Genomic DNA, 12095 nt, shown 5'->3' on the forward strand with positions numbered 1-12095 from the left:
GGGCCATTGCCGCGCCCGGACGCGACACGATGCCCGGCACCGCGGCGGCCGGCACGGATTCCGGCGCGCGCGGCGATGCGATGCGCGGGCGCGCCGCAGCCGGCGGCGTCACGGCGGCCAGGTCCGAATCGGCGAGTGCGACGATTTCCACGCTGCCGTCATCGAGCGTACGGTTCGACAGCACGACCGCGTCGGCGCCGAGCGCCTCGCGCACGAGACGAAGTGCGTCGCGGCTCGTTGCGCCGGTGAATTTGCGAATGTTCAAGCGGAACCCCCGATGACGTTAACGACTTTGATCGTGCGTGTGTCCGGCACTTCGGCGTACGACAGCACTTTCAATTGCGGCAGGCTGCGGCGCAGGAAACGCGCGAGCATCGCGCGCAGCGCATGCTGCACGAGCAGCACGGGCGGCAGCCCGAGATTCTGTTGACGCAGCATCGCCTGCTGCGTGCCGGTCAGAAGGTTGTGCGCGAGGCCGGGTTCGAGGCCCGGGTTCGCGCCGGTGGCGAGCGCCTGCGACAGCACGCGCTCCAGATTCGCGTCGAGGCCCATCACCTGCATTTCGCCCGCGCCCGGATACCACTGCTGCGTGATCGCGCGGCCGAGCGCGAGCCGCACCGCGGCCGTGATCTCGAACGCGTCGCCGCGGCCCGCGTGTTCGGACACGGCCTCGAGGATCGTGCGCATGTCGCGGATCGGCACGCCTTCCTCGAGCAGGTTCTGCAGCACTTTCTGCAGCGTCGTCAGCGAGATCGTCTTCGGCACGAGGTCCTCGACGAGCGACGGCGCGTCCTTGCCGGTGCGCTCGACGAGCGCCTGCACTTCCTGGCGGCCGAGCAGCTCGGCCGCGTGCTGGACGACCAGATGGTTCAGGTGCGTCGCGACGACCGTGCTCGCGTCGACCACCGTGTAGCCGTACACCTGCGCCTGTTCGCGCATCGCGACGTCGATCCACACGGCCGGCAGCCCGAACGCGGGATCCTGCGTGACGGCGCCCGGCAGCGCGGCCGTCACCTGGCCGGGGTTGATCGCGAGCCACTGGCCCGGGAACACTTCGCCGACGCCGATCTCGACGCCCTTCAGCGCGATCCGGTACGCGTTCGGCCGCAGTTCGAGGTTGTCGCGGATATGGATCACGGGCGGCAGGAAGCCGATTTCCTGCGCGAATTTCTTGCGGATGCTCTTGATGCGCTTGAGCAGTTCGCCGTCGCTGTTCTTGTCGACGAGCGGGATCAGCCGGTAGCCGACTTCGAGGCCGAGCGGGTCGATCAGTTGCACGTCGTCCCAGGTCGCCTCGTGGCTGTCCGACGGCAGCACGGCGGGCGGTGCGATGTCGGTCAGGTCGCCGGCCGCCTTGCGGGCCGCCGCGCGCTTGGTCTGCGTGCGGGCCAGCCAGATCGCGCCGCCGCCGAGTGCCAGGAACGCGAAGTGCGGCATCCCCGGGATCAGCCCCATCAGCACGATGATCGCGCCGGTGATGTTCAGCACGCGCGGGTTCGTGAACAGCTGGCCGGTGATCTGCGTGCCGATGTCCTCGTCGGTCGCGACGCGCGACACGATCACGCCGGCCGCGGTCGAGATCACGAGCGACGGGATCTGCGCGACGAGGCCGTCGCCGATCGTCAGCAGCGTGTAGTTCGTGCCCGCCGCGGCGAACGTCATGTCGTGCTGGACCATCCCGACGATCAGCCCGCCGATCACGTTGATCGCCATGATGATCAGGCCGGCGATCGCGTCGCCGCGCACGAACTTCGACGCGCCGTCCATCGACCCGTAGAACTCGGCTTCCTGCGACACGGCCAAGCGGCGCTTGCGGGCCTGCTCCTCGTTGATGAGGCCCGCGTTCAGGTCGGCGTCGATCGCCATCTGCTTGCCGGGCATCGCGTCGAGCGTGAAGCGCGCGGACACTTCGGCGATCCGCCCCGCGCCCTTCGTGATCACCATGAAGTTGATGATCATCAGGATCACGAACACGACGATGCCGACCGCGAAGTTGCCGCCGACGAGGAAGTGGCCGAACGCCTCGATCACCTGGCCGGCCGCGTCCGGCCCGGTGTGGCCTTCGAGCAGCACGACGCGCGTCGATGCGACGTTCAGCGACAGGCGCAGGAGCGTCGAGAACAGCAGCACGCTCGGGAACGCCGCGAAGTCGAGCGGCTTCATCGTGTACATGCTGACGAGCAGCACCATCACGGACAGCGCGATGTTGAACGTGAACAGCAGATCCAGCAGCATCGGCGGCAGCGGCAGGATCATCATCCCCAGAATCATGCAGATGAGGATCGGGCCCGCGAGCGCGCGCAGGTTGGTGCCCGCGAGCAGGTTCGGGCGCTTCGCGAACAGGCCGGTCGGGGTGCTCATGCTGCACCTGCCTTACCGAGGGTGTCTTCCTGCTCTTCGCGCTCGTCGTCGGCGGACACCGACGCGCCCTTGTCGAGGTCGGCCGGCACATCCAGGTCGACCGGCACCGCCGGGAACGCACCGCCTTCCGAACGGAAACGCTTGAGCTGGTAGACCCACGCGAGCACTTCGGCGACGGCCGAGTACAGCGAGCCGGGAATCTCGCGTTCGAGTTCGACGTTGTGATACAGCGCACGCGCGAGCGGCGGCGCTTCGAGCAGCGGCACGTTGTGTTCGGCCGCGAGTTCGCGGATGCGCGCGGCGACGAGGTTCACGCCCTTCGCGACGACCTTCGGCGCGCGCATCTCGCCGTCCGTGTATTGCAGCGCGACGGCGAAGTGCGTCGGGTTCGTCACGACCACGTCGGCCTTCGGCACGGCCGCCATCATCCGGCGGCGCGCGATCGCGCGCTGCTGCTGGCGGATCCGCCCCTTCACGTGCGGATCGCCTTCGTTCTCGCGATGCTCGCGCTTCACTTCTTCCTTCGTCATGCGCAACTTCTTGTTGTACTGCCAGATTTGGTAAGGCACATCGAGCGCGGCGACCACCAGCATCCCGGCGACCGTCGTGCCGCAGCACACGGCGACCAGGTGCAGCGCATCGGGCAGCGCCACGCCGAGCGGCTGCGTCGCGAGGGCGAGCAGCTCGTCCTTGCTGCGCCAGATCGCGATGCCGCCGATCCCGCCGACGACCAGCGTCTTCGCGAGCGACATCCCAAGCTGGATCGGCCCCTGGATCGAGAAGATCCGGCCGAGGCCCGAGATCGGGTTCAGGCGGTCGAACTTCAGCTCGAACGTCTTCTGCGAGATCAGCCAGCCGCCGAGCGCCATCGGTGCAAGCAGCGCGGCGACGCCGGTGAGCGCGAGGATCGGCAGCAGCGCGGCGAAGCCTTCGAGGCTCGCGCTGCCGGCCGCCGACAGCATCCGGTTCGTGTCGAACGCGGTCGCGCGATCGAACGTGAACGCGCCGCGCAGCATCGCCTGCAGATGTCCGCCCGACGGGCCCGCGAGCAGCCAGGCACCGTAGAACCCGGCCGCGAGCAGCGCGAACGAAGCCAGTTCGCGCGAACGCGCGACCTGCCCCTCCTCGCGCGCCTTCTCGCGGCGCCTGGGAGTGGCGGCTTCGGTCTTGTCGAGATCGCTCTCGTCTGCCACGGGGCCTCCAGTCGGGTACGGCGGAATGCCGCTTTCCAGTGACACCGATTATTCATGGAGGCGTCAAACGCCGATCGGTCGAGCAAAGCCGGGAAAGGGGGGTATTTCGGGGAATCGGGCGACCCGGTGCGAACGCGGCCGGACGGGGGACGGAACGGTGTGCGGCGCGGCGCAAAAACGGGCGGGCGGTGCGATGGCGGGTGTCGACTCCGGACGGAGCGGCGACGGCGTGAAGCGACGAAAAAGCGCGGAAACGGTGAAGCGGTGAAACGGCGCCGCGGGTGCAGCGCGAAATCAGGCCCCGACGCGGCGGCTTCGCGCGTCGGGGCGGGTGCCGGTCAGGCCGCCGGGATCGGATCCGCGCCGAAGCGGTTCGGGCCTTCGGTGCCGCGCGAGCACATCCACACGAGCAGCAGGATGCTGCCGACGATCGGAATCAGCGCGAGCAGCAGGAACCAGCCCGAGCGGCCCGTATCGTGCAGCCGGCGCACGCTGACCGCGATGCCCGGAATGATCAGCGCCAGCGAAACCAGGCCGATCACGACGAGCAGCAGCAGCGTGATCAGGCCCGCGTTGCGGCCGGCCGCGCCGATGACCTGCGCGGCGAGCGACAGAACGCAGCTCAGCAGCGCGAAATACCAGTATTCGGCACGGCGCGCACGGCCTTCGAATGTCGCGTATTTATTGAGTGCGGAACGAACGGCTTCTGAAAAATTCATCTTATTACCCTCCTGTTTTATATTGACGACCCCGGAAACAACGCCGGCATTATATGTTTGAATTTCGAAGGGCTCCATCTATTTTCACATGCCGGGGCGTGCTCGAATCTGGCCGTATCGCCCGCCAACACGGCGCGGGAACGACTGCAGCAGCGGAGTTCCGCGCCGCAGGCCTGCATGTCGCGTCATTTTAATAATCTTGAAGACCTGACAGAAACTACAGCCTCGGATAATCCAGAATTGGATTACAACCGAATGAAATCGGGTGCGATCGATAATCGGCGCGAGTGTGTCGCATTCGATTAACCGAACGGCATTACGCAGGCGTGCAAAGCGCGCTACCCTTCGCCATTCCCGATTCCGGTCGAACCGCGCCATGCTCCGTCATCCGCTCGTCCCGTCGCTGTCGCTCGCCTGCGCACTGGCCGCCGGCTGCGCGGGCACGCCGGCCCTACCACCCGGTGCGCAGGCGCCTGACGCGCCGCACCCCGGCACGATCGCCCTGCGCCATGCGTGGAACGGGTCGACGCAAACCCTGCACGCGCAGGATTTCCCCGCGAGCTTCATTTTCCGCTGTGTCGACGCGCGCGGTGAAGCGGCGGAACGCGCCCGCGCGGCCGGGTGCGTGCCGGTCGTCGAGATCGAATCGGTGTCGGTCGATGGCGCCGGGCGCCCGGTCGCGCCGGCCGACGCCGCACGGATCGAAAGCACCGCGTACGGGCCCGGCCACCGCTTCCTCGACCATACGCGCCTGATGCGCGACGGCCGGCCACCGGCCTAGCGCCCGTTCCGGCCGCTCACCGGCTTTCGCGGCCCCTGGTGCCGGTCCACGCCGGCAACGTGCTGACCGGCCCGCCCCTAGCCCGCCGCCGCCCGCTGCAGCGCGCCGAGGTCGAGCTTCTTCATCGTCATCACCTGCGCCATCACGCGCTCCGCGCGCCCCGGGTCGCCCGCCATCAGTTCCGGCAACTGCACCGGCACGACCTGCCACGACACGCCGAAGCGGTCGCGCAGCCAGCCGCACTGCTGCGCGCGCTCGTCGCCGCCTTCGGACAGGCGCGCCCAGTAGCGGTCGATTTCGTCCCGGTCGCGGCAATTGACGACGAACGACACGGCCGGCGTGATCTGGAACACCGGGCCGCCGTTCAGCGCGACGAACGCCTGCCCGTCGAGCTCGAACGCGACGGTCATCACCGCACCCTCCGCGCTGCCGGATGCGTGCGCGCCGGCCTTGCCGTAGCGCGCGACGTGCACGATGCGCGCATTGTCGAACACCGACACGTAGAAACCGGCGGCCGCCTCGGCGTCGCGGTCGAACCACAGGAACGGCGTGATGCGTTGGATACGCGGGCTCATGGCACTGTCTCCTCGATCTCGTGCCGGCACGAATGCCGGTATTACATCGTAGGCGCTGGGTCCGCGCGCGGCGGCGCGCCGGTCCGCCCCGTCATGCCACGCGCGGCCGTCGAATAAAAAAGGGGGCGATCGCTCGCCCCCCTCTCTCTCCAGCATACGGCCGTGCCGCGTCAGAATGCGACGAAAGGCTGCGCGCCGCCGCTCGCGGTCTTGTCCATCCCGAAGTAGATCGTCCGGTTGTAGAAGTGCGGCATGCCGAGGTCGAGCCAGCTGGACGAACCGAACGGACCCGCGATGTCGTTGAACGCGAACGTCGACGGGTTCGCGAACAGCGCATCCGCATTCGCGACGGACATCGACACGGTGGCGGCCACGCCGTTCTGGCCGGTCAGCGTCGCCGAGTAGCTGGCCGGCGACGAAGCCGGGCAGTAGAACTGCGTGTTCTTCGAGCAGGTCGTCGACGTGGTCGTCGAATCGTTGAAGAAATACGCGTTCGAGCCCGTATCGAAGAACGCCATCACGTTGCGCCCCTGGAACGTCGCGCTGACGTCGCCCGTCGTGGTCGACGTCATCACGGTCTTCCCGGTCATGTCGGGCAGGCCGAACGTCAGCGTCCCGGTTGCGCCGGCCTGCCCGTTGTTCGAAATGCCCGGCATCGTCACGCTCACGCCGCTGCTGTCGGCGAAACGATGCACCGGGTTGGCCACCTGCTGTGCCACCGGCACGAGCGCAACTGCGCAGTTCGCGTTGTCGCCGTTCGGGCATGCGTAGTAGTTGTTGTTCGTCGACGTCGACGTCGCGCAGGTCGTGCCGCAATCGACCGGCGCCGGCCCGATGCCGAGGATCCCGTTCGCGCCGAGCGCGCTCGCCGAGTTGGCCGACGCGCCGCCGTTCGTGCACGAGCTCGGCACGTTCGTCGTGCCGAGGTCGCCGATGATCTGCACGGGCAGCGAACTCGCCTGCTCGGAGCCGATCGACAGGTCGACCGTGCGCACCGAACCCCACGTATAGCTCGACACGAACTTGCCGCACTCGGCGACCGGCGCGCCGCCGCTCGTCACCTGCGGGAGGCTGCCGAGCACGCCCGACACCGCGCTGCCGACGAGCCGCAGCCCGTAGGACGCCGTATCGACGAGCACGTTGTTGACCACCTGGCAGTTCGACGTGCCCGGCGCGCAGATCTTCAGGCTGACGGTCGGGATGTTGATCACGTTCGCGACGCCGGAGCCGACCGTGATGACGGCCTTGTTCCCGGTATTGCCGTCCGAGCCGCCCGAACCGCCGTTGCCGTTGTTGCCCGAGCTGCCGCCGCCGCCACCGTCGCCGCCGCCGCATGCCGTCACGAGTACGGCCGTCGCCGCCGCGAGGCCCAGCACGCCGAGCCAGCGCTTGAATGTACGAGGAATTCTCAAGATCGCTCTCCCGCTGTCACTGGATGTCGGTGCCGGCCAGGCCGGCGGGCAGCGCCGCCGGCAGCCATGCCTGGCCCGAGAAGGCGCCCATGTGGCCGCCTGTCCGGATCACGAGGCCGTTGGTGTCGACGGAGACGGGCGCGCGCCAGCCGCGCGCCTTGTGCGCCGCCTGGACGCCAGCGGTGTATTGCGGGAAATAGCTGCCGAGCAGCGACGCGAGATCGGGCATCGTCGGCCCTTGCCACGCGAGGCCGAACACGCTGCCCGCGGCCGACGTGTATTCGTGGATGACGGTGCCCGATCCGAGTGTGATCTCGCGGACGGTATAGGCAGCCGTGCTCGTCTGCACGCCATCTGCCGAACGCATCGCGCGCTGCAACGCGCGCACGGTTGCGGCCTGATCGTCCGCCGGCGGCGACATCGGTGCGCCGCCCAGTTCCGCGTGTGCGTGGACGCTCCACAGCACACCCATTGCAGCCGTCGCGTGCGCGACAGCCCAGCCCAAGCGTTTCAGCTTCACGTTCCCCCCCAAGGGACTGGCTTCGTTGCCGGGCGGTGCGGCCATCCATCGGCCCGCGCCACCTGCCAACATATGAAATCGTACGAATGACGCTACGTTGCTGCTGACGCGTAGTATGCCTGCTGAGTGTGTCGAAGTGTCAATTTGACGCAGGATCGCCGTGGGCCGTACGTGTGCGGCGGGTGGGGGGAAACGGTACGAAGGCAGGACGACGCGTGCATCGGGCGCCCTCGCGAAACTCGGCGCGCCGATGCATGCGGCTGGGTCAGAAGCCCAGGCTGGCGAGCAGGTCGTCCACCTGCCCCTGGTCCTGGACCACGTCGGACTTGCCTTCCGGCGCGATCTGCGGGCCGTTCAGCAGCGACTCGGGGCTGCCGGTCGGGCTGATCTGCTCGGCCGCGAGCGCGGCCGCGGTGGCCGCGAACTGCTCGCGCCGCTCGGGCGCGATGTTCTCGACGAGCACCGTGAGGAGCTGCTGCTCGATCAGGTAGACCATGTCCATGATCTTCTTGATCACCTGCCCGGTCAGGTCCTGGAAATCCTGCGCGAGCATGATCTCGAGCAGCTGCGCGCTGGTCGCCGAAGCCGACTCGGGCAGCGTGCGCAGGAACGCGCGCGTATCGTCCATCAGCTCGCGCACTTCCGCGTGCTCGATCGGCGTCGCATACCACTGCGCCCAGCGCGCGTCGAGCGCCTCGGCCTCGTTCTGGATGCGCTCCTGCATCGGCTTCGCGACCTCGATCGCGTTCAGCACGCGCACGGCGGCCTGCTCGGTCATCGTCGCGACGTAGCGCAGCCGGTCGCGCGCATCGGGCACGGCTTCCGCCGCCCGCTCGACGTGCTTGTCGAGCCCGAGCTCGCGCATCGAATCGCGCAGCGTGCGTGTGACATGGCCGATGCGTGCGAGGATACGGTCGCTCGCGTAATCGGCGCCTTCGGCGTGGCCGTCGGCGCTGAACCCGGCGCCCGTCAGCGCGGCATGGATCGGCTCGTTCACGTCAGCTCCCGGTCTTCGCCATCTTGTCGATGATCTTGTTCAGCTTCTCGTCGAGCGTCGCGGCCGTGAACGGTTTCACGACGTAGCCGCTCGCGCCGGCCTGCGCCGCCGCGATGATGTTCTCCTTCTTCGACTCGGCCGTGACCATCAGCACCGGCAGGTGCGTGAGCGTCGCGTCCGCGCGGATTTCCTTCAGCATCGCGAGGCCGTCGAGGTTCGGCATGTTCCAGTCCGAGATCACGAAGTCGAAACCGCCGCCGCGCAGCCGCGCCAGGCCGGCCGCGCCGTCCTCGGCCTCGTCGACATTCGAGTAGCCCAGTTCCTTGAGCAGGTTGCGGACGATCCGGCGCATCGTCGGGAAATCGTCCACCACCAGGATTTTCATGCTCTTGTCCATCGTCGTTCCTTTCCAGATTCGTTTCCGTCGGGACGCGTATCGTGGCACGCGCCCCGTGACATTCCATTCAAACGCGCTGCACGCGGTCGCCCATCGTCGCGAGGCGCGCCATCACGCGGCGGCTCATCTCGGCCAGCGGCACGATCTCGTCCGCGCCGCCGAGCGCGATCGCCTCGCGCGGCATTCCGAACACGATGCAGCTTGCTTCGTCCTGCGCGAACGTGTGAGCGCCCGCGCGTTTCATTTCCAGCAGGCCGGCCGCGCCGTCGCGGCCCATCCCGGTCAGGATCACCCCGATCGCGTTCTTGCCCGCGTGCGTCGCCGCCGAGCGGAACAGCACGTCGACCGACGGGCGGTGCCGGTTCACCGGCGGCTCGTCCGACAGTTGCGCAATATAGTTCGCCCCGCTTCTCGCAAGCAACAGGTGCGCGTGGCCCGGCGCGATATACGCGTGGCCCGGCAGCACGCGCTCGCCGTGCTCCGCTTCCTTCACCGCGATCCGGCACAGGCCGTTCAGCCGCTGCGCGAACGACTTCGTGAAGCCCGGCGGCATGTGCTGCGCGATCAGCACGGCCGGCGCATCCGGCGGCAGCGGCGTCAGCACTTCGCGGATCGCCTCGGTGCCGCCCGTCGACGCGCCGATGATGATCAGCTTCTCAGTACTGACGAGCGGGTTGTTGATCATCGGCGCGGCCGGGTGGCTGTCCGCCGCGCGCGCGGCGGCCTGCGGCTGCGGCGCCTGGCGCCCGCGCGCACGCCACGCCGCGCGGATCTTGTCGGCGAGCTTTTCCGCGTAGTCGAGCATCCCGTCGCGAATCCCGACGCGCGGCTTCGTGACGAAATCGACCGCGCCGAGTTCGAGCGCGCGCAGCGTGATCTCCGAGCCGCGCTCGGTCAGCGACGACACCATCACGACCGGCATCGGCCGCAGGCGCATCAGCTTCTCGAGGAAGTCGAGCCCGTCCATGCGCGGCATTTCGACGTCGAGCGTGAGCACGTCGGGGTTGTGCTGCTTGATGAGCTCGCGCGCGACGAGCGGATCGGGCGCGGTCGCGCACACCGTCATGTCGGGCTGGCTGTTGATGATCTCGGTCATCAGGCTGCGGATCAGCGCCGAATCGTCGACGCACAATACTTTGATCTTCTGCACTGCGGTCATGCCTCCTGCTTTCTTGATAGGTTCGCCGCCCGTACGCCGCCGGCCGGCGCCGCGCTGCGCGCGCCGAACAGTTCGATGCGCGGCCGCGCCGGCTGCGGCGGAGCCGGACGCTTCGCCGCGAACAACTCGACCTGCGGACGCGGCCGTGCGGCGCGGGCGCGATCGGCCTCGCGGGCGAGCGCGGCTTCGCGCTCGGTGACGCCCGGCACCTGCAGCCGCAACTTCTTCACCATCGCGCGCCCGCTGTTCGCCATGAACGCCACCTTGCGCGGGTGCACGCCCTGCAGGTCTTCCGCCGTGATGCGGATGCGTTCGAGCGCGAGGTAGCGGCGCACGAAATCCGCGTTGCGGTCGCCGATGTTGATCGTCGTCATCCCGGCCAGCACGGCCGCGCCCCCGAACACCTTCGCCTCGAAGCGTTCGCGGCGCCCGCCGGCCTTGATCATCTCGTTGATCAGCACTTCCATCGCATACGCGCCGTAGCGCATCGATTCCGACGCAGCCGCGCCCGGATCGGCGCCGTCGTCCGGCAGCATGAAGTGGTTCATCCCGCCGATGCCCGCGTACGGGTCGTGCAGGCACGCAGCGACGCACGAGCCGAGCACGGTCATCAGCACCATGTCCTCGGACGTCGTGTAGAACTCGTTCGGCAACAGCTTCACGCCGGGACGGCCGAAGTGGTTGTCGAAGTAGCGATTGGTTGCGATCGGCAGGGCGCTCATCCGCGGTCTCCAGGAGCGGATGCGGCGCCCGCGGCATGCACGCGCACGGAAGACGGCATCGCGGGCGCCTGCGCGCCACGCGGCCGCGCGCCCTGCGCGGCGTCGCGGGTCAGCTCGTACACCGTCTGCCCGCGCAGCCGGAACGCCTGCGTGACATACGTGAAGTTTTCCGAATGGCCGGCGAACAGCAGCCCGCCCGGCTTCACGAGCGGCTCGAAGCGCGACAGCACCTGCCCCTGCGTCGGCTTGTCGAAATAGATCATCACGTTGCGGCAGAAGATCGCGTCGAACGGCTTCGCGATCCCGTAATCCGCATCGGTCAGGTTCAGCTGCTCGAAGCGGATCATCGCGCGCAGCTCGGGGCGCACCTTCACGCGGCCGGCCTGCGCGCCCGTGCCCTTCAGGAAGAAGCGCTTCAGCCGCTCCGGCGCGAGGTGCTTGACCTGGTCATACGTGTAGATGCCGGCCTCCGCCTTCGCGAGCACCTGCGTGTCGAGGTCGGTCGCGAGGATCGACGCGCCGCGCGCGGCCGATTCGCCGAGCGCCTCGATCAGCGTGATCGCGATCGAGTAAGGCTCCTCGCCGGTCGACGCCGCCGAGCACCAGACCGATACCGGCGCCGGCCGCCCCTTCACGAAATCCGACAGGATCGGGAAGTGGTGCGCCTCGCGGAAGAACGCGGTCAGGTTCGTCGTCAGCGCGTTGGTGAACGCTTCCCACTCGAGCGGCTCGTCTTCCTGCTCGAGCAGGTCGAGGTAGTCGCGGAACGTGTCGAGGCCGCGTGCCCGCAAGCGGCGCGCGAGACGGCTGTAGGCCATGTCGCGCTTGTGCTCGGACAGCGAGATCCCCGCGCGTTGATGGATCAGCGCGCGAATGCGTGCGAAATCCGCGCTCGTGAACGCGAAGTCGCGCCCCGGCTCGCCCGCGCGAGGCGAGGCATCCGGTGCATCGGGTCGAAACGGCGCGCGCGCGTGCGGCATGGTTTAGAAGGTCTCCCAATCGTCGTCGGACGTGCCGGCCGTGGCCGCCGCCGGCTTCTCGCCGTTCAGCGCCGGGCGCACGAGTGCAGGCTTCGCGGCCGGCTTGTCGGCCGGTGCGGCGGTTTTCGCGAGACGCGGCCCGTAGCCGCCCGCGGCCGTGCCGCGGGAAGCCGGTGCATCCTTCTGCGCGTGCGCGCCGGCATCGGCCGCACGCTTCGGTTCATGGCCCGCGCCCGGCGCTGCGGCGGCGCGCCGTGCCGGTTGTGCGGCGGCCTGCGG

Annotated in this window: 12 protein-coding genes and 2 pseudogenes; 1 reads left to right on the forward strand and 13 read right to left on the reverse strand. The window is 68.6% G+C overall.

Annotated features, from left to right (window positions below):
* The 4 genes and pseudogenes from flhF to G3N64_RS35730 all read right to left on the reverse strand — a co-directional run.
* Window positions 1-265, reverse strand: a pseudogene (gene flhF, locus G3N64_RS35715) (flagellar biosynthesis protein FlhF); the annotation flags it as partial.
* Window positions 262-2361, reverse strand: coding sequence for a flagellar biosynthesis protein FlhA (gene flhA / locus G3N64_RS35720; RefSeq protein ID WP_205788353.1), 2100 nt, complete (start codon window positions 2359-2361; stop codon window positions 262-264). The pseudogene flhF and the gene flhA, both read right to left, overlap by 4 nt.
* The gene (gene flhB, locus G3N64_RS35725) at window positions 2358-3554 is read right to left on the reverse strand and encodes a flagellar biosynthesis protein FlhB (protein ID WP_205788354.1); all 1197 of its coding nucleotides are present in this window, start codon (window positions 3552-3554) and stop codon (window positions 2358-2360) included. Before flhB ends, flhA begins: the two co-directional genes overlap by 4 nt.
* 338 nt (window positions 3555-3892) lie before the next feature.
* Window positions 3893-4273 (reverse strand): DUF805 domain-containing protein, encoded by a 381-nt coding sequence (locus G3N64_RS35730; protein WP_205788355.1) that lies wholly within the window; start codon window positions 4271-4273, stop codon window positions 3893-3895.
* A 376-nt stretch (window positions 4274-4649) separates the two neighbouring features.
* Here G3N64_RS35730 and G3N64_RS35735 point away from each other — a divergent pair, with 376 nt between their 5' ends.
* Window positions 4650-5054: a hypothetical protein gene (locus G3N64_RS35735; RefSeq protein ID WP_205788356.1), complete on the forward strand. Its 405-nt coding sequence runs from the start codon at window positions 4650-4652 to the stop codon at window positions 5052-5054.
* A gap of 77 nt (window positions 5055-5131) precedes the next feature.
* Here the strand turns inward: G3N64_RS35735 and G3N64_RS35740 are convergent, their stop codons facing one another.
* From G3N64_RS35740 to G3N64_RS35780, 9 genes and pseudogenes are all read right to left on the reverse strand, one after another.
* Window positions 5132-5629 carry a VOC family protein gene (locus G3N64_RS35740; RefSeq protein ID WP_205788357.1) on the reverse strand — a complete coding sequence of 166 codons (498 nt, stop codon included), beginning with the start codon at window positions 5627-5629 and terminating at the stop codon, window positions 5132-5134.
* A gap of 170 nt (window positions 5630-5799) precedes the next feature.
* Window positions 5800-7041, reverse strand: coding sequence for a DUF3443 family protein (locus tag G3N64_RS35745; RefSeq protein ID WP_205788358.1), 1242 nt, complete (start codon window positions 7039-7041; stop codon window positions 5800-5802).
* 16 nt (window positions 7042-7057) lie between these two features.
* Window positions 7058-7561 (reverse strand): DUF2844 domain-containing protein, encoded by a 504-nt coding sequence (locus G3N64_RS35750; protein ID WP_205788359.1) that lies wholly within the window; start codon window positions 7559-7561, stop codon window positions 7058-7060.
* A 265-nt stretch (window positions 7562-7826) separates the two neighbouring features.
* Entirely contained in the window at window positions 7827-8558 is a 732-nt protein-coding gene (cheZ, locus tag G3N64_RS35755; protein WP_205788360.1) for a protein phosphatase CheZ, read from the reverse strand.
* A gap of 1 nt (window position 8559) precedes the next feature.
* The gene (cheY, locus tag G3N64_RS35760; RefSeq protein WP_039346818.1) at window positions 8560-8955 is read right to left on the reverse strand and encodes a chemotaxis response regulator CheY; all 396 of its coding nucleotides are present in this window, start codon (window positions 8953-8955) and stop codon (window positions 8560-8562) included.
* 67 nt (window positions 8956-9022) lie between these two features.
* Complete coding sequence (locus G3N64_RS35765; RefSeq protein ID WP_205788361.1) at window positions 9023-10114, reverse strand: chemotaxis response regulator protein-glutamate methylesterase; 1092 nt, start codon at window positions 10112-10114, stop codon at window positions 9023-9025.
* Window positions 10111-10836, reverse strand: coding sequence for a chemoreceptor glutamine deamidase CheD (cheD, locus tag G3N64_RS35770; RefSeq protein ID WP_175958270.1), 726 nt, complete (start codon window positions 10834-10836; stop codon window positions 10111-10113). The genes G3N64_RS35765 and cheD overlap by 4 nt, the downstream gene beginning before the upstream one ends.
* On the reverse strand, window positions 10833-11816 hold the full coding sequence (locus G3N64_RS35775) for a CheR family methyltransferase (RefSeq protein ID WP_205788362.1): 984 nt from the start codon (window positions 11814-11816) through the stop codon (window positions 10833-10835). Before G3N64_RS35775 ends, cheD begins: the two co-directional genes overlap by 4 nt.
* Window positions 11817-11819: 3 nt before the next feature.
* Window positions 11820-12095: pseudogene (locus G3N64_RS35780) on the reverse strand (methyl-accepting chemotaxis protein); the annotation flags it as partial.

It is taken from the genome of Burkholderia sp. Ac-20344, from assembly GCF_017104975.1.
Lineage (GTDB): Bacteria > Pseudomonadota > Gammaproteobacteria > Burkholderiales > Burkholderiaceae > Burkholderia.